This window comes from Streptomyces sp. Q2, from assembly GCF_056820935.1.
The window spans coordinates 49,681-66,508 of the sequence record NZ_JBXEJE010000015.1; the positions used below are offsets into that span (position 1 = coordinate 49,681).

Annotated in this window: 17 protein-coding genes; 8 read left to right on the plus strand and 9 right to left on the minus strand. The window is 71.3% G+C overall.

The window, feature by feature from the left end:
* Positions 1-182: 182 nt before the first annotated feature.
* The 3 genes from ACWBNA_RS17975 to ACWBNA_RS17985 form a co-directional block, all read right to left on the minus strand.
* The gene (locus tag ACWBNA_RS17975) at positions 183-962 is read right to left on the minus strand and encodes a ThuA domain-containing protein (protein ID WP_482705363.1); all 780 of its coding nucleotides are present in this window, start codon (positions 960-962) and stop codon (positions 183-185) included.
* A gap of 3 nt (positions 963-965) precedes the next feature.
* Complete coding sequence (locus ACWBNA_RS17980; RefSeq protein WP_217238095.1) at positions 966-1,730, minus strand: SDR family NAD(P)-dependent oxidoreductase; 765 nt, start codon at positions 1,728-1,730, stop codon at positions 966-968.
* Positions 1,731-1,921: 191 nt separating this feature from the next.
* Entirely contained in the window at positions 1,922-3,163 is a 1,242-nt protein-coding gene (locus ACWBNA_RS17985; RefSeq protein ID WP_482705364.1) for an acyl-CoA dehydrogenase family protein, read from the minus strand.
* A gap of 249 nt (positions 3,164-3,412) precedes the next feature.
* On the opposite strand from ACWBNA_RS17985, the gene ACWBNA_RS17990 reads away from it, so the two are divergent.
* The 4 genes from ACWBNA_RS17990 (at position 3,413) to ACWBNA_RS18005 (ending at position 7,940) form a co-directional block, all read left to right on the plus strand.
* A complete protein-coding gene (locus ACWBNA_RS17990; protein ID WP_482705365.1) occupies positions 3,413-4,951 on the plus strand; it encodes an AMP-binding protein in 1,539 nt (512 codons plus the stop codon).
* A gap of 98 nt (positions 4,952-5,049) precedes the next feature.
* Positions 5,050-5,655: a histidine phosphatase family protein gene (locus tag ACWBNA_RS17995; RefSeq protein WP_482705366.1), complete on the plus strand. Its 606-nt coding sequence runs from the start codon at positions 5,050-5,052 to the stop codon at positions 5,653-5,655.
* Between the two features lie 29 nt (positions 5,656-5,684).
* Positions 5,685-6,872, plus strand: a complete 1,188-nt coding sequence (locus ACWBNA_RS18000) for an acetyl-CoA C-acetyltransferase (protein WP_482705367.1) — start codon at positions 5,685-5,687, stop codon at positions 6,870-6,872.
* 54 nt (positions 6,873-6,926) lie between these two features.
* The gene (locus ACWBNA_RS18005; RefSeq protein ID WP_482705368.1) at positions 6,927-7,940 is read left to right on the plus strand and encodes a PDR/VanB family oxidoreductase; all 1,014 of its coding nucleotides are present in this window, start codon (positions 6,927-6,929) and stop codon (positions 7,938-7,940) included.
* Between the two features lie 73 nt (positions 7,941-8,013).
* Here ACWBNA_RS18005 and ACWBNA_RS18010 read toward each other — a convergent pair whose 3' ends face one another.
* Together ACWBNA_RS18010 and ACWBNA_RS18015 are read right to left on the minus strand one after the other, a co-directional pair.
* Complete coding sequence (locus ACWBNA_RS18010) at positions 8,014-8,889, minus strand: LLM class flavin-dependent oxidoreductase (RefSeq protein WP_482705369.1); 876 nt, start codon at positions 8,887-8,889, stop codon at positions 8,014-8,016.
* A 187-nt stretch (positions 8,890-9,076) separates the two neighbouring features.
* Positions 9,077-10,096: an aldo/keto reductase gene (locus tag ACWBNA_RS18015; protein WP_482705370.1), complete on the minus strand. Its 1,020-nt coding sequence runs from the start codon at positions 10,094-10,096 to the stop codon at positions 9,077-9,079.
* 152 nt (positions 10,097-10,248) lie between these two features.
* Here ACWBNA_RS18015 and ACWBNA_RS18020 point away from each other — a divergent pair, with 152 nt between their 5' ends.
* Positions 10,249-10,839 carry a TetR/AcrR family transcriptional regulator gene (locus tag ACWBNA_RS18020; protein ID WP_482705371.1) on the plus strand — a complete coding sequence of 197 codons (591 nt, stop codon included), beginning with the start codon at positions 10,249-10,251 and terminating at the stop codon, positions 10,837-10,839.
* Between the two features lie 22 nt (positions 10,840-10,861).
* Here the strand turns inward: ACWBNA_RS18020 and ACWBNA_RS18025 are convergent, their stop codons facing one another.
* Positions 10,862-11,302, minus strand: a complete 441-nt coding sequence (locus ACWBNA_RS18025; protein ID WP_482705372.1) for a GNAT family N-acetyltransferase — start codon at positions 11,300-11,302, stop codon at positions 10,862-10,864.
* A 57-nt stretch (positions 11,303-11,359) separates the two neighbouring features.
* On the minus strand, positions 11,360-11,527 hold the full coding sequence (locus ACWBNA_RS18030) for a hypothetical protein (RefSeq protein ID WP_482705373.1): 168 nt from the start codon (positions 11,525-11,527) through the stop codon (positions 11,360-11,362).
* 418 nt (positions 11,528-11,945) lie between these two features.
* Between ACWBNA_RS18030 and ACWBNA_RS18035 the strand changes: the two genes are divergently transcribed.
* Complete coding sequence (locus ACWBNA_RS18035) at positions 11,946-12,806, plus strand: SCO2400 family protein (RefSeq protein WP_482705374.1); 861 nt, start codon at positions 11,946-11,948, stop codon at positions 12,804-12,806.
* Between the two features lie 346 nt (positions 12,807-13,152).
* On the opposite strand, the gene gap is transcribed toward ACWBNA_RS18035, so the two are convergent.
* On the minus strand, positions 13,153-14,151 hold the full coding sequence (gene gap, locus ACWBNA_RS18040; RefSeq protein ID WP_482705375.1) for a type I glyceraldehyde-3-phosphate dehydrogenase: 999 nt from the start codon (positions 14,149-14,151) through the stop codon (positions 13,153-13,155).
* Positions 14,152-14,263: 112 nt separating this feature from the next.
* Positions 14,264-15,220 carry a GlxA family transcriptional regulator gene (locus tag ACWBNA_RS18045; RefSeq protein ID WP_482705376.1) on the minus strand — a complete coding sequence of 319 codons (957 nt, stop codon included), beginning with the start codon at positions 15,218-15,220 and terminating at the stop codon, positions 14,264-14,266.
* Positions 15,221-15,377: 157 nt separating this feature from the next.
* Here ACWBNA_RS18045 and ACWBNA_RS18050 point away from each other — a divergent pair, with 157 nt between their 5' ends.
* A complete protein-coding gene (locus ACWBNA_RS18050) occupies positions 15,378-15,518 on the plus strand; it encodes a hypothetical protein (RefSeq protein ID WP_482705377.1) in 141 nt (46 codons plus the stop codon).
* Between the two features lie 123 nt (positions 15,519-15,641).
* Complete coding sequence (locus ACWBNA_RS18055) at positions 15,642-16,715, plus strand: TauD/TfdA family dioxygenase (protein ID WP_482705378.1); 1,074 nt, start codon at positions 15,642-15,644, stop codon at positions 16,713-16,715.
* The last annotated feature ends 113 nt before the right edge of the window (positions 16,716-16,828 follow it).

Sequence of the window (16,828 nt, forward strand, 5' to 3'; positions counted from 1 at the left end):
CCCCGCCGCCCCTTCCCGTCCCGACTTTGGGGGCTCCGCCCCCAAACCCCCGCTCCTCAAACGCCGGAGGGGCTGGATTTTCAGCCCGTCCGGCGTTTGAGGACGAGGCCCGTTCAGGGCCGAAGCGGGGGTCTGGGGGCGGCAGCCCCCAGGGACGGGAAAGGGCGGCGGGGGCGGAAACCCTAGGGCTGCACCCGCTCGCCCACCATCCGCTCCACGCAGCGTCCGAGCACCGTCAGGAACTCCGGCGTCTCCCAGGGCCCCGGGTCCACCCGCCCGGTGTCGTCCACGCCCAGGTCCTGCATGTCGTACCGGCCACGGCAATGCCCGAGAGTGAAGTAACAGACCTCGCCCAGCCCGTGCCGCTTCAGGTACAGGACGGGACGGAGCGCCTCGTCGAGCGCGGCCGTGTCCCCCTCGGCGAACCCGCGGCACGGCCCCGTGTACTCGGCGTGCAGCAGCACCTCCAGCTCCCCGTGCAGCTCGCACACGTAGAGCTCGTCGGTCACCGTGAACGGCTCGACGCCGGCGACCAGCGGATGCTCCGGCCGGGTCACCCGTACCTCGTACGGCTCGATCGGCGGGTGGGCCAGGAACTGGCTGCCGAGCACCCCGGCCAGTTCCCCGAGGAGCCGCGGGGTCGTGAAGACCCTCGGCCCGCCGTCGGCCGACGCCTCGATCACCGAGTTCGTGCCGTGCAGGGCGAGCCAGCGCCCGCCCCGCTCCACGAACCGTGCCAGCGCGGCCCGTTGGGACGGGCGGGGCCGCACGTCGCAGGTATAGGTGACCAGCAGGTCGGCCTGCTCCAGGGCGGGTACGCAGTCGTAGTCCTGGTAGACCCTGGTGCGCACCCGCGGGTGGTCACCCAGCAGCTGCAGCAGCCTCAGCCGCGCGTAGTCGAAGTCGTGCCACTTCCCGCCGCAGACCAGTACGGCGTCCAGGCGGCCTGCCGGGCCCGCCACGACTCAGTACTGGACGCGGGTGAGCAGCCCGCCGTCCACCACGAGGTTGACTCCGACGCAGAAGGAGCCGGTGCGGCCCAGCAGGAAGGCCACCGCCGCGGCCACGTCCTCCGCGGTGCCGTAGCGGCCGATCGGCAGCTTGGCGAGGACCTCTTCGTACACCTCGGGGCGGCTGGTGCGGATGGTCTCCCAGGCGCCGCCGGGGAAGTCGATGGGGCCGGGCGAGACCGTGTTGACGCGGATGCCCTTCGGGGCGAGCGCGTGGGCGAGGGCGGAGGCGTGCTGGACGACGGCTGCCTTCAGGGCGGAGTACGAGTTGGCTCCGGCCGGGCGGGCGGTGTCGGAGGCGTTGGTGGTGCCGATGGCCACGACGGCGGCCCGGTCGGAGGCCTCCAGATACGGCAGGGCCGCCTCGACGAGGCCGGCGAACGGGATCAGGTCGCCGCGCAGGCTGGCCTCCCACGACTCGGGGCCCTTGACGTTGCCCGCCGAGACGTTGGACACCAGCAGGTCCAGGCCGCCGAGTTCGGCGGCCGCCCGCTCCACGAAGCCCGCGAGCGCGGCCGGGTCGGTGACGTCGACCGGCTCGGCGAACACGGTCGCCCCCTCACCGCGCAGTTCGGCGGCGGCCTTGGCGAGGGCCTCCTCGCCCCGGGCGCACAGCGCGAGGGCGCAGCCCTCGGCGGCGAGGGTTCCCGCAATGGCCCTGCCGATACCCCGGCTCGCACCGGTCACCAGCGCGTTCGCACCTGTCAGTCCCAGATCCATCGAAGTCACTCCTCAGTGCTGTGTTGTTGCGTCAGCGCATGTGTTGTTGCGTCAGTGCTGTGTTGCGCGTCAGCGCATGTGTTGCTGCGTCAGTGCTGTGTTGCTGCGTCAGCGCAGGTGTTGCTGCGGTTCAGCGCATGGGTTGTCCCGTCAGCGCAGGTGGTGTCGCGTCAATGCCTGTGCTGTCGCGCTCAGTTGCCGGACAGTTCGGAGAACGGCACCTTGTCGACCCGCGGCTCCCCCGGCAGCTTCAGCACGCGTTCGCCGATCAGGTTGCGCTGGATCTGGTCGGTGCCACCGGCCAGCCGGTAGCCGGGGGCGCCGAGCAGGTGCTCGGTCCAGGCGAAGGTGCCGCTCTCGCCGGTGTCGGCGCTGATGCGCGCGCCCATCAGTTCGGCGGCCACCTGTCCGGTGCGGGTGAGCAGGTCGGAGGCCATGAGCTTGGTCAGCGAGGCCTCGGGGCCCGGCCGCCCGCCGGCCGCGCTCGCCCTGGCGACGCGGTCCACGGTGGCGGCCCGCAGCGCGCCGCGCACGTACAGGTCGGCGAGCTGTTGGCGTACCAGCGGGTCCCCGGTCCGGTGCAGCGAGCGGGCGAGGGCGAGTACGTCGTCGAAGGTGCCGCCCTTGCGCCGGTTTCCGGAGCCGGAGGCGGTGCGTTCGAAGGCGAGGGTGGCGTTGGCGACTTCCCAGCCCTGGCCGGGGCGTCCGATCCGCAGCGCGTCGGGAACGCGTACGCCGCTGAGGAAGACCTCGTTGAAGGAGGCGCCGCCGCTCATCTGGCGGATCGGGCGGATCTCCACGCCCGGGCTGTTCATGGGGACCAGGAAGGCGGTGATGCCGGCCTGTTTGACGACGTCCGGGTCGGTGCGGGCGAGCAGCAGGCCGTACTCGGCGAACTGGGCGCCCGAGGTCCACACCTTCTGGCCGTCGATCACCCACTCCTCGCCGTCCGGGCGGGCGCGGGTGCGCAGGGCGGCCAGGTCGGAGCCGGCACCGGGTTCGCTGAAGAGCTGGCAGGCCAGCAGGTCCGTACGGAGGAAGGCGCGGGCGTAGGTCTCGCGCTGTTCCGGGGTCCCGAACAGGGAGACGGACATGGCGACCAGCCGCACGGTGACACTGATCAGCTCGGTGGACGGCGGTACGTCGAACGCCGACTCCTCCTGCGCGAAGAGAGCCGCGTGGGCGGCGGTCAGACCCTGGCCGCCGTTCTCCTCGGGGAGGGTGAGGGCCTGGTAGCCGGCCTCGTGCCGGGCGCGTTGGTAGGCGCGGCAGCGGTCGAGCAGCTGCCGCTCCTCCTCGTCCGTGAGGTTGTGGAAGACCGCGAGATCGGCGGCGCTGTGAGCGGTGGTCTCGGCGGCCCGTCGGGGTGGGAGTGTCGTGGCCAGCCACCGCCGGACCTCACCCCGCCACTCGTCCACGTTCGGTTGGGGCATGGTGACCTCCTCGGCACACGGGTCCAGACGGCACTTACCAGATGACTGCTTCAGTAACGGCGGCTCGGAACGGAGCCGCACACCTGCCCAACGAGGGTGGGTGCCTCCGTCTCGGGTCAGAGTGTTCCGTACTTTCTTGATAAACGCTACAGTCTTGGCGTCGCCTCTCCCGCTGCCCGGCCGCTGGGCAGACGGGGTGCACCCCGGTGGAGCGAGGGAGAGGACGAACCCAGGAGCGCCGGAGGATCCATGTCCCTACAACCACTCGACCTGCGTGCCCGCGAACTGCCAGACGCGACCGCACTGGCCGACGACGCGGAGAACCTGTCCTGGTCCCGGCTGGCCGACCAGGTGGCACGCCTGACCGGGCGCTTCCTCGAGATCGCGCCCGAGCCGGAGGACCGCGTCGCCGTCCTCGGCGACAACGCCGTGGCCACGCTGGTGGCCCATCTCGCGGGTCTGCGGGCCGGCGTGGGGACGGTGGCCGCCTCCCGGCAGCTGACCGCCCGGGAACTGGTCGACCTGCTCACCGACGCGGGCGCGAAGGCGGTGATCAGCGGCCCGGCGGGCGAGTCGGCCGCCCGGCAGGCGGGCGCGGAGCTCGGTCTCCCGGTCGTCGTGCACGGAACGCCGGCCAAGGACGACGCCCTCGACTGGAGTCAGTGGCTGGCCGAGGCGGAACCGGTGGCGGCGCCCGTCGGCCGCCCCGCCCGTCCGCCGTTGGTCTACACGTCGGGCACCACGGGGCGGGCCCGTGGCACCGAAGTGCGCTGGGTGCAGGGCCCGGTGACGGACAGCGCCGCCTACCTGGAGGCGGTGGCCGCCCGCCCCGGCTTCCCACCGGGACCGCATCTGGTGTGCGGGCCGCTCCAGCACAACGGGCCACTCACCTCACTACGCCATCTCGCGGCCGGCCAGCCGGTGGTGATCCTCGGCCGATTCGACGCGGAGTCGTTCCTGCACCGCGTGGAGCGCTGGCGGGTCACCTCCTCGGTGATGGTGCCGACCCACTTCACCCGCCTGCTCGCCCTGCCGGAGGAGGTCCGCGACCGCTACGACGTCTCCAGCCTGATACAGGTCGCTCACACCGGCTCCGCCTGCCCCACGGAGGTGAAGCGGGCCATGATCGACTGGTTCGGGCCCGTGCTGACCGAGTCGTACGGAGCCAGCGAGGCCGGTACGGTCGCGCGCATCGACAGCACCGAGTGGCTGAAGCACCCCGGTTCGGTGGGACGCGTCCAGTCCCCCTTCGACGTCCTGGTGACCGGCGACGACGGCCGCCCTCTGCCCGCCGGGGAGCTCGGGCTGCTGGCCTTCCGGGCTCCGGAGGGCCGCGGCGTGCGCTACCACGCGGACGAGGAGAAGACCAAGGCCGCCTACGTCGCTCCCGGCGTGTTCACACTCGGCGACATCGGGTACGTCGACCCGGACGGCTACATCTTCATCACCGACCGGGCCTCGGACGTCGTCGTCTCCGGCGGGGTGAACCTGTATCCGGCGGAGAGCGAGGCGGTGCTGCGCGAGCACCCGCAGGTCGCCGAGGTCGCGGTCATCGGCGTGCCCGACCCCGACTTCGGCGAGTCGCTGCGGGCCCTGGTCGTCGTGACCGACGGAAGCGGCCCGGCGGACGGCGAACTGCACGCGTTCTGCCGCGAGCGGCTGGCCGCGTACAAGTGCCCGAAGTCCTACGAGGTCGTTCCGGAGCTCCTTCGCAACGCCATGGGCAAGCTCGACAAGCGGGCGATGCGCCGCCCCTACTGGGACTCGGACCGGACGATCGCCGGCTGAGCACCGCCGCCTCCCGTCACTCCTCACTTGTCACTTGTCACTTGTCACTCCGCACTCGTCTCTCCTCACTCGTCTCACCTCACTTACGAAGGACCTTCATGACGGAACTTCTGCTCGTCCGGCATGGCCTGCCCGTCTCGGGCGTGTTCGACCCGAGCCTGTCGCCGGAGGGCATCGCCCAGGCCGAGCGGCTCGCCCCATGGCTGGCGGACGAGGGCGTCGACGCCCTCTACGTCAGCCCCTACCGGCGCGCCCGCGAGACGATGGCGCCGCTCGAACGGCTGACGGGCATGACCGCCACCGTGCTGGACGACCTGCGCGAGTGGGACACCGACGTCTCTCACCCCTACACACCGCCGGAGCAGATCCTCCCGGACGACCCCCGTTCGGTGGCGCTGGCCGAGGGACGGTACGAGGACTTCGTACCGGACCTGGACTGGGACGCCTTCCGCGCCCGGGCGGTGGGGGCCATGAACACCATGCTGGACGCCCACCCCGGACGGCGGATCGCGGCCGTGTGCCACGGCGGGATCACCAACACCTACCTCGCGACGGTGCTCGACATACCCCGGATGTTCTGGTTCCACCCCGGTTACACCTCCGTCAGCAGGGTGCGGCGGATGCCGGGGGGACGGATCGTTCTGCACTCGGTGAACGAGACCTCCCACCTGGTCGCGGAACGTTCCGTCGACGCCGTCCTCTGACCCACCCACATCCACAGGAGGTCCCGGCCATGCCCGGATCCGTCATCGTCGCCGGAGCGAGAACGCCCGTCGGCAAGCTCATGGGCGGGCTGAGCAGCCTGTCCGCCGCAGACCTCGGCGCCCACGCCATACGCGCCGCGCTGTCAGCGGCGCTGCTGGACCCTGCCGAGGTGGAGGCCGTCGTGATGGGCCATGTCGTCCAGGCCGGGGCAGGTCCCAACACCGCCCGGCAGGCCGCGGTGGCCGCCGGCATCCCCTTCTCCGTCCCGGCGAGCACCGTCAACAAGCTGTGCCTGTCCGGGCTGCACGCCATCGCCCTGGCCGATCTCATGGTCGCCTCGGGGCGCCACGAGGTGGTCGTGGCGGGCGGTATGGAGTCCATGTCCGGCGCCCCGCACCTGCTGCGCGGGTCCCGCACGGGGTGGAAGTACGGGGCGGTGGCCGTCGAGGACGCGCTCGACCGGGACGCGCTGACCTGTGCCTTCGACGGGGTCTCCATGGGCGCGGCCACCGAGCGCTACCAGCAGCCCTTCGCGCTCACGCGTGAGGAGCAGGACGAGTACAGCGCGCTGTCCCACCAACGGGCCCACCACGCACAGGAGTCGGGCGCGTTCGCCGCGGAGATCGCCCCCGTCACGGTGGCCGGGCGGCGGGGCGAGACGGTCGTGACGGCCGACGAGGGCATCAGGCCGCAGAGCACCGCGGAGAACCTGGGCCGCCTGAGGCCGGCCTTCTCCCGCGAGGGCACGATCACCGCGGGCAACGCCTCACAACTGTCCGACGGAGCCGCGGCGGTGGTCGTCATGAGCGCGGACCGCGCCCGCCGGGAGGGCCTGACCCCGCTCGCCGAGATCGGCGCCTACGGCACCGTGGCGGGCCCCGACCCCTCGCTGCTCGTGCAGCCGGCCGGGGCCATCCGCGACGCGCTGGAACGCGACGGCCGGCTGAAGGCCGCCGACCTCGACCTCTTCGAGATCAACGAGGCGTTCGCCGGGGTCGCCCTGGCCTCCGTACGCGAACTCGGCGTCCCCATGGAGAAGGTGAACGTCAACGGCGGCGCGATCGCCCTCGGTCACCCGGTCGGCATGACCGGCGCCCGGCTCGTCCTGACTCTCGCCCGGGAACTTCTGCGACGCGGCGGCGGCACCGGGGCCGCGGCACTGTGCGGAGGCGGCGGCCAGGGCGACGCGCTGCTGCTGCACGTACCGGGCGTCTGACGTCCCGGCCTCCCGCCACCGTCCCCCACTCGTACGAGACTCAGGTTGACGCACATGACCAACCAGCCGCTCCAGGCCCTCCGGGACACAGACGCACCGCAGTCCCCGGCAGACCCCGGCGAGACAACCCTCGTCGTGGCCGCCCGCATCGATGCCGCCGACGGCGTCGTCTCCCTCGTCCTGCGCCACCCGGACGGCGATCCACTCCCGGTCTGGGCACCGGGTGCCCACATCGACCTGCTGCTGGACAACGGCCTCATCCGGCCGTACTCGCTGTGCGGGAACCCCGCCGATGCCGACCGAGGGGCCTGGCAGATCGCGGTGCTGCGCGAACCGGACAGCCGCGGCGGTTCGTCGTACGTCCACGACCATCTTGGCGAGGGCTCGGCCGTGAGGGTGCGCGGGCCGCGGAACAACTTTCCGCTGCGTACGGCCGAGCGCCACCTCTTCATCGCGGGAGGGGTCGGGATCACCGCCATCCTGCCGATGGTGGAAGCCGCCGAGGCCGCGGGGGCCGACTGGCGCCTGTTGTACGGCGGCCGTACCCGCGCGTCCATGGCCTTCGTGGACCGTCTGGCGCGCCACGGGGACCGGGTGCTGATCCGGCCGCAGGACAGCTACGGCCTGCTGGATCTGGCCGCCTTCATCGGCTCGCCCCGCGAGGGCACGCTGGTGCACGCCTGCGGTCCGGAACCGCTGCTTCGGGCCGCGCAGGAGCAGTGCGCCGGCTGGCCCTCCGGCACCCTGGGCATCGAGCGGTTCGCCCCGGTCCGCCCACCGGCGGCCGCAGTGGCACCGGCCGACGCATTCGAGGTGGTGCTCGCCCGTTCGGGCCGCACGCTCACCATCCCGCCGGACCGCTCGGTGCTCGAAGTGGTGGAGGAGGCAGGTGTCCCGGTGCTGTTCTCCTGCCGGGAAGGCACCTGCGGCACCTGTGAGACCGACGTGCTGGAGGGCACGCCGGACCACCGGGACTCCCTGCTCGACGAGGACGAGCGTGCCGCGGGCGAGACCATGCTGATCTGCGTCTCGCGTTCGTGCGGCCCTCGTCTGGTGCTCGACCTCTGATCACGGACCGGATCCTGGGACGGGGCGTCCGGACGTGTGATCTCGGCCCTCCGGCACTCCACCGCAGAGGCGTTCAGGCCGACGGACGGATCAGCTCGTCGGTGACCCACCGTGCGACGTCCGCGGGGTAGGGCGCTGGCAGTCCGAGGACGATGTGGCGGAATCCCGCGCCTGTCGCGCCGCCGATCGCCTCCCGCGTGGCGGCGGGCCGGTCGTAGGAGACGGGCAGGTGGATCGAGCGGGTGACGGAGGCGGGGTCGCGGCCGATCTCGGCGCAGTAGCGGTCCAGCAGGGCGCTGCGGCGGACGACGTCCTCGATGTCGCCGCCCGGGATGTTCCACATGTCGGCGTGCTCGGCGACCACGCGCAGCGTCGCTGACGAACGACCGCCGATCAGGATCGGCGGGTGGGGACGCTGGACGGGTTTGGGGTTGCCGAACGCGCCGGTGAGCCGGTGGTGGGTGCCGTGGTGGTCGAACGGTTTCTCCTCGGTCCACAACCGCCGGATCACCGTGCAGGCTTCGGCGAGGCTGCCCACGGCGTGCGCGGTGTCGTGGAAGGGCAGGCCGTGTGCCGCGTACTCGCGCCGGGCCAGGGGATGGTCGGGGCGTGAACCGACGCCGATGCCGAAGTCGAGCCGTCCGCCGGAGACGACGTCGACGGTCGCTGCGATCTTGGCCAGCATCGCGGGCGGCCGGAACCGGTTACTGGTCACCAGCACGCCGAGCCGCAGTCGTCGGGTGTGGGCGGCAAGGGCCGAGAGCAGCGTCCAGCCTTCGTAGGCCGGTCCGTCCGGGTCGCCGCCGATCGGCATGAGGTGATCGAACAGCCAGGCGTGCTCGATCTCGGGGATCGTGTCCGCCTCACGCCAGACCCGCAGGACGTCGTGGTAGTCGACGTGCATGGGGGCGGTCATGATCCCGAAACGGGGTGGGGGTGTGTGCGGCATGGAGCCGGTGGTCCTTTCGGCAGCACCGGCAGCGGGCCGGCTGGGGCCCGCTGCCGTGGTTCGGACGGGAGGACTCGTCCTGACGGGTGAGGGGCTTGGTTCGCCCGGTCGATGCGGCGGGACCGTTGTGCGGTTTCCGCGGCCGCGCGAGCCGCGGGAGGGGGCGCGGAGGCCGGCCCCCGGACGATCAGCGGCGCCGCAGTGACGGATCGAGCAGCGCGGGCGGAGTGTCGAACTTCTCGTGCGCGGCCAGGTCGGTGCCGGGCGCGGTGATCTCGTCGATGGCGTCGAGTACGTCCGCGGTGAGCACGGTGTCGGCGGCGGCGAGCTGCGCGTGCAGGTGGTCCGGTGTGCGGGGACCGATGAGCGCGCTGGTCACGGCGGGATGCGCGGTCACGAAGCCCAGCGCGAGCTGGATCATGGTCAGACCGGCCTCGTCGGCGACCTCGGCCAGCTTCTCGACGGCGTCGAGCCGGGTGCGGTTGGCGGGGAGGGTGAGATCGAAGCGTTGCGGCATGAACGTCGAGCGGCTGGTGGTGATGGACCGGCCCTCCCGTATCGCGCCCGACAGCCAGCCCGAGGCCAGCGGGCTCCACGCCAGCACACCGAGCCCGTACTGCTCGGTCACGGGCAGCACGTGGCTTTCGATCCCGCGCTGCAGGATCGAGTAGCTGGGCTGTTCGGTGACGTAGCGGCTCAGGTGGTGTTCGCGTGCGGCCCACTGGGCCTGCACGATGCGGTAGGCCGGGAAGGTCGAGGAGCCGAAGTAGCGGATCTTTCCCGTGCGCTGAAGGTCGGTCAGCGCCGAAAGGGTCTCCTCGTCGCTCGTACTCGGGTCCCACCGGTGGATCTGGTAGAGATCGACGTGGTCGACGCCGAGGCGGCGCAGGCTGTTGTCCAGCTCGGTGACCAGCCAGCGGCGCGAGGCGCCCTGGTGGTTGCGTTCGTCGCCCATGGGCATGCTCGCCTTCGTGGCCAGCACGATGTCGTCGCGGCGGCCGGCGACGGCTTTGCCGACCATCTCCTCCGACTCGCCGTCGCTGTACATGTCGGCGGTGTCGATGAGGTTGATCCCGCCCTCGAGGGCGGCGTCGACGATGGCGGTGGCCTCGGCCTGAGTGGTGCGCCCGATCCTGCCGAAGTTCATCGCGCCGAGCGCGAGGGAGCTGACCTGTACACCGGTGCGGCCCAAGGTGCGGTACTGCATGACCGTGTTCCTCCGTTGCGGATGAGGCGTGACAGCGCATGGCTTGGTTGCGGGGCCCGTGCTCTGGCATCATGAGCAAACGGAACCTCGTTCCGGAAACATACGGAACACTGTTCCGTTTGGCAAGGTCGGCAGCAGAGGGGGCGGGCGCGATGACGGACAGCGACGAGGGCGCGGGGCGCGCGGCCCAGTCCAAGCGGGCGGACGCCCGGCGCAACAAGGAGACTCTGCTCGACGCGGCCGCCGCGGTCTTCGTCACGTCAGGCGTGGAAGCGCCGGTACGCGACATCGCGGCCAAGGCCGGCGTCGGCCTGGGCACGATCTACCGCCACTTCCCGACGCGAGCGGACCTCATCATCGCCGTCTACCGGCACCAGGTGGACGCCTGCGTCGAGGCGGGTCCGGCCCTGCTGGCGAGCAGTGCGACCCCGCACACCGCCCTGGGGCAGTGGATCAACCTCTTCGTCGACTTCCTGGTCACCAAGCACGGACTCGCCGCCGTACTGCAGTCCGACGACACCGGCTTCGACACCCTGCACGCCTACTTCCTCGACCGCCTCGTGCCCGTGTGCGCCCAACTGCTCGACGCCGCAGCCGCCTCCGGCGAGATCCGCTCCGACCTTGAGGCCTACGAACTCATGCGCGGCGTCGGGAACCTTTGCATCCGCGCGGACAGCGATCACCGCTACGACCCACGCCGACTCGTCGAACTCCTCATCGCGGGGCTACGCCAACCGCACTGACTCCCGGTCGGACAGCCCGTTCTCATGCCGGCTTGCGCACCATGAACACATCGACCGGATCCTCGGACTCGACGGTGAACCCGTACCGCTCGTACAACCTCCGGGCCGGACTGCCCTGCAGCACGTTCAGCCGGACAAGGACGCCGTCGACGTCACACGACTCCAGCAGCGCGCGCAGCACACCCGAACCGATACCGCTGCCCTGCAGATGCGGGGCCAGGTAGAAGTGCTCCAGCCAGTGAGCGTCCTCGGCCGGCCGCAGCGCCACACAGCCGGCGAACGCGCCGCCCACCTCGATGACCCGGGTGTGCGCGGGATCGAACCCGTCGCGCAGCCGTTGCCGCACACGATGCTTGTCGTACCGACCGAGCCGTTCCAGGTCCGCGCGCAACACCACGGCACGCAGCTCCGCCACAGCCTCGACATCCGCCACCGACGCCGGCCGGATACACCAGTCCACCATGATCGCCACGCTACTGGCCGAGGGGTATCCGCCTGGGCCCGGTTGGTGTCACCTGACTCAGGACGCGGCCTCCGGCTGAACCGAGCCATGCCAGTTCAGTGCCTGCGTCACCTGGTGCTGCGCTTCTTCGGCCACCTGCCGGGCTTCCGCCACGGCGTCCCCGCGTTCACGTACCAAGCCCTCGTAGACCGGCAGGTGCTCGTTCTCGGCTGAGTTGGGTGTCATAGGGCTGGTCCTCGATTGCTCATGTGGTTCCGATCCGACGCATCGTCCGAGTCGGAGTACAACGATTTCTCTGCACCGCCGGGCGCGACTCGTCGCACGGGTGCGCTTACGTCTGCGTCAGGCATCGGCCGCCGCGTTACACGCTCCCGAGAAATTCAGAATGTGGGCACAACTGCCGCGAATCTCCTACTGAATGTGCAAGCGAGGTGCCCTTCCATGTCGTCCGTGACCCGCGCCAAACGAACCCCCACCGCACCCACGCGTAATCCGCGAGAATCCCTGCACGAGCCTCACGCCGTCTGCACATCGCCTTTCGAAGGCGTCGTTACTGTTACGGAACGCTCGATCCCACGTGCGAACGTGACCGGGCCGTGACCCCTTGGCGGGTCGACCGCATGCCGACTCAGGAAGACCGCAGATGGACTACTGCTCCACGTGCCGCAGGCATCTCAATGGCGCCCTGGTGTGCCCCGGTTGCGGCGCCTACGCCCCGGACATCGCTCCGGCCGCCACCGCCGGCCACATCGGCCGGGCCCCCTTCGCCACGGCGGTGACGGGCGCGGCGGATGCTTCACGGTCCGCGGCCTGGGACACGTGGCACGACGGCCGGCCGGGTGACGTGGTGGACGAGGCGGCGGTCGACGGCGTTTCTGACAGGGGCCCGCAGGGCAACGAGTCCGGTGACCTCGAAGGTGTGCCGGCCGTGGCGCAGGGGCGGGCGGCACGGCGTCGCCAGCGTGCCCGTTGGAAGAAGAACCAGCGCCGGGCGGTGGTCGCGACCGCGGTCGCGCTCGTCGGCGGCGGCCTGACCCTGGCCTCGACGCACCGGCAGTCCAGCGACGGGGCTCAGACGGCCACAGCGGCGTCCGACCCGGCAACGGGTGCCGTCGAGAAGCAGGCGACGCAGGACGCGCGAGCGACATCGACGCAGCCGGACGCACACCGTTCCTCGCCCACACCGACCGCACAGTCGCCCGCGCCCGGCCTTCCGCACCCGGAGTACGCCACCGACTCGCTGCACACCACGCCGTCCCACGATCAGCCGGAGGCCGCCGCCCCTGCTCGTACGGCCGCAGCGGCGGCCCCGCAGCAACAGTCCGCCGCGACATCCTCCGGCGCCGGTGCGTCCGACAGCACCGACACCGCGAAGACGACGCCTGCGCAGACGCCCGCACCCGCTGCCACCGACGGCACGGACCCGGGAACCTCACAGGCGAGCCCCGAGCCGGCCGCCACCTCGCCGTCGCAGATCTGCCTGCTCGTGGTGTGCCTGGGCTGACCACGCACGGCCGGACATGCGGAAGCGGACGGCCCGTGCCTCACATGCCAGGGTGGAGGCGACGTCGGTCAGCGGGGCGGCGTTGTTGCACATCGGCGAGGTAGACCACGGTGTGCTCGAGTCCCAGTGCCTTCGTGCAGCGGGCCACCGCGGTGGACAGCTCCAGCGTGGGCCCTTCGTGGGCTGATGCCGCCTCATGTCGGTCCCCCGCCGGCTCGGGGGGCCGGTTCCCGCGCCTGCCGGTGCAGTCCTGCGGCCTGGCCGGGCAGACCCGCACGTACTCGGCCTCACCGCCGTCGAGAGTCGAAGAACGCTCAACAGGCTTGTGACCGGCCGCAGTTCTCGGTCAGCGGGCGGCGAGGAGCTCGAGCGTGTCGATGACGCGGTTCGAGAAGCCCCATTCGTTGTCGTACCAGGCGACCACCTTCACGTGGCGGCCCTCGACGCGGGTGAGGGCCGAGTCGAAGATCGCCGAGGCCGGATTGCCGGTGATGTCGGAGGAGACCAGCGGGAAGTCCGAGTATTCGAGGATTCCGGCGAGCGGTCCCTCCGCCGCGGAGCGGTATGCCTCCAGCACGTCGTCGCGTGTCACGTCGCGGGCGACGGTCGTGTTGAGTTCGACGATGGAGCCCACCGGAACCGGCACCCGGATCGAGTCGCCCGACAGCTTGCCGTCCAGGTTCGGCAGCACCAGGCCGATCGCCTTTGCGGCTCCCGTCGTGGTCGGCACGATGTTGACACCCGCGGCCCGGGCGCGGCGCGGGTCCCGGTGCGGGCCGTCCTGAAGGTTCTGTTCCTGCGTGTAGGCGTGCACCGTCGTCATGAAGCCGTGCTCGATACCGGCGAGTTCGTCGAGGACCGCGGCCAGGGGTGCCAGCGCGTTGGTCGTGCACGAGGCGTTCGAGACGACCGTGTGGACGGCCGGGTCGTAGGCCTCCGTGTTCACCCCGAAGGCCAGCGTGACGTCGGCGCCGTCCGATGGGGCGCTGACGAGCACCTTCTTCGCTCCGGCGTCGAGGTGGGCACTGGCGGCCTTGGCCGACGTGAAGCGGCCGGTCGCCTCGAGGACGATGTCGACACCGAGTTCGGCCCACGGCAGTTGCGCCGGTTCGCGCTCGGCCAGCACCGTGATGCGCCGGCCGTCGACGACGAGGGTGTCTCCGTCGACGGTCACCGGGCGGCCGAGCCGGCCGGCCGTCGTGTCGTAGGCGAGCAGCCGCGCGAGGGTGGCGGGCTCCGTGAGGTCGTTGACGGCGACAACCTCGAGGTCGCTGTCGCGTTCGAGCAGTGCGCGCAGCACGTTGCGTCCGATGCGGCCGAATCCGTTGACGGCGATGCGAGTCATCAGTGGTGTCCCTTCCGTTTGCCACCAGGCTCGCTCGCGGCTCGCACCGCTGACAGTGGCGTGATCGCCAGGGTTCAAAAGGATCGCGCCACGATCGCGCCAGGTGGTCGGACTACTCGCCCTGGGCGAAGGTGCGCCGGTACTCACTCGGTGTGGTGCCGAGGATCCGCTGGAAGTGCAGCCGCAGATTCGCACCGGTGCCGAGGCCGACGTCGGCGGCGATCTGCTCGACGCCGCGCTGCGAACGCTCCAGCAGCTCGCGGGCCATGTCGATGCGGGCGCGCATGACCCACTGCATCGGTGTGCAGCCGGTCTCTTCGACGAAGCGCCGTGAGAACGTGCGCGGCGAGACCGCGGCCTGCCGCGCCAGTGATTCGAGAGTGAGGGGCTCGTCGAGCCGGTGCAGCGCCCACTCGCGGGTGGCGGCGAAGCGCTCGCCGAGCGGCTCGGGCACGCTGCGCGGCACATACTGCGCCTGACCGCCGCTGCGGTAGGGGGCCGCGACCAGGCGCCGGGCCGCGTGGTTCGACGCGGCCACCCCGAGGTCGCCCCGCAGGATGTGCAGGCACAGGTCGATGCCCGAGGCGGCGCCGGCCGACGTGAGCACGCTGCCCTCGTCGATGAACAGCACGTTCTCGTCGACCCGAACGAGCGGATGCCTGGCCGTCAACGCCCGCGTGTAGTGCCAGTGCGTCGTGGCGCGCCTGCCGTTCAGCAGGCCGGTCGCGGCGAGCGCGAAGGCGCCCGTCGAGATGGCGGCGAGCCGTGTGCCCCGCTCGTGGGCGGCGACCAGCGCGTCGACGACGGCCCGGGGCGGATCGTCACGGTCCGGGAACCGGTAGCCGGGGATGAACACGATGTCGGCCCACACCAGCGCGTCGAGGCCATGGGCGACGTGGTACGACAGGCCGTCGCCGCCGGTCACGAGCCCGGGTGCCGCACCGCACAACCGCACCTCGTAGGGCATGCTCGCGCGCGTCGTGAACACCTGGGCGGGAATGCCGACGTCGAGCGGCTTCGCGCCCTCGAGCACAAGAACGGCGACGCGACGCAGGCGAGAGGCTGACACGGGGACAGGGTACGCAGGGGTGCGGGCTGCGGTTCAGGCGCTCGCGCCCTGCGCCACAAGTGACTGACGTACTGCATCACGAGACGGCGTCTCGCCCATTGACGACAACCCGGGCGCGTCCTATGGTTGAGGAACTTCTCGAAAGGACGGGACCAGCATGCGGCCAGTCGCTCTGATCGGCGTCCTGCTCGTGTCGTGCGCCGGCCGTCGGACCTACGACGAGCCGCTCAGCTACTTCCCGCCCCGGCAGGGACTGCGCCCCGGCACAGCTGTCGGCGAGCCTCAGACTCCGTTCTGAGTGCGGTTCGTCGCCACGCGACGAGCCCCCGCCACACCGAGCGTTCGCCGTCCGTCGACGTTCGTCGCCCGTCGTGTCTTCGCCGACGGGCGTTCCCCCTCACCATTTTCGAGGAGCATCATCGTGACCACCACTGTCGGCCTCCAGCCGATCTCCGGGCCCTCCGCCTGGCGCGGCGACGAGCTGTCGAAGTCCACCGAATGGATCCACGAACTCAGCGACGCCGAGCGCAGCGAGCTGGAGGACCTGGGACGGCGCTTCGTCGCCGACGACCCCGACCTGCGCACCGTCACGGCCGCCGACTACCCGTTCGACGTCTGTCGCGCCCTCAACGACGAGTGCGCCCACCAGATGGACGCCGGCCGGGGCTTCATCCTGGTGCGCGGCCTGCGCACCGAGGAGTACGGCGACGCCGTTTCCGGGGCCATCTTCTTCATCATGGGCCTGCACCTCGGCCAGCCGATCGGGCAGAGCCAGCGGGGCGACCTGCTCGACCACGTGATCGCCACGTCGAACAAGACGATGTCCGACGAGGGCGCGCTGCCCTCCCGCATCCGGGACCGGCTGCCGTTCCACTCGGACAGCTCCGACGTCGTCGCCCTCATGTGTCTGCGCGGCGCCAAGGAGGGTGGCGCCTCCAGCCTGGTCAGCGGCACCACGATCTACAACGAGATGCTGCGCCGCCGGCCGGACCTCGCTGCCCGCCTCTTCGACACCTACCACTGGGACTGGCGGCGCCAGGACCCCGACTCCCCCGAGCTCACCTACACCTCGCCGATCATCAGCCACGTCAACGGCATCTTCAGCACCTACGCGGGCAACTCGATGATCTTCAGCGCCCAGGAGTACCCGGGCGTCCCGCCACTGACGCCCGACCAGGCCGCGGCCATCACCCTCTTCGACGAGATCTCGCAGGAACCCGGCCTGCCGATCGACATGGATTTCCAGCCGGGGGACGTGCAGTGGCTGCTCAACTACGCCGCGCTGCACTCGCGCACCAGCTACGTCGACCACCCGGAACCGGAGCGCCGCCGGCACCTGCTGCGTCTGTGGCTCAAGCGCGACGTCGGCCGGCCGTTGGCCCCCCGGTTCGGCAAGCACGTCGTCGTGATGGGAGAGCCCACGACACCCCTGGTGCCCGGCGGCCGGTTCCGCATCACGGACGCCGTCACCGTCAACGACGACTGGGGCGTGTGACGTCGGGCCCTCTCCGTGACGGCCAGTCAATCCCGACGGCACCGCCCCGGTCGCCCGACGAGCGTCGATGACCGTCCTGGTGCCACCGGGAGAACTCCGACCGCCGCAGCCAT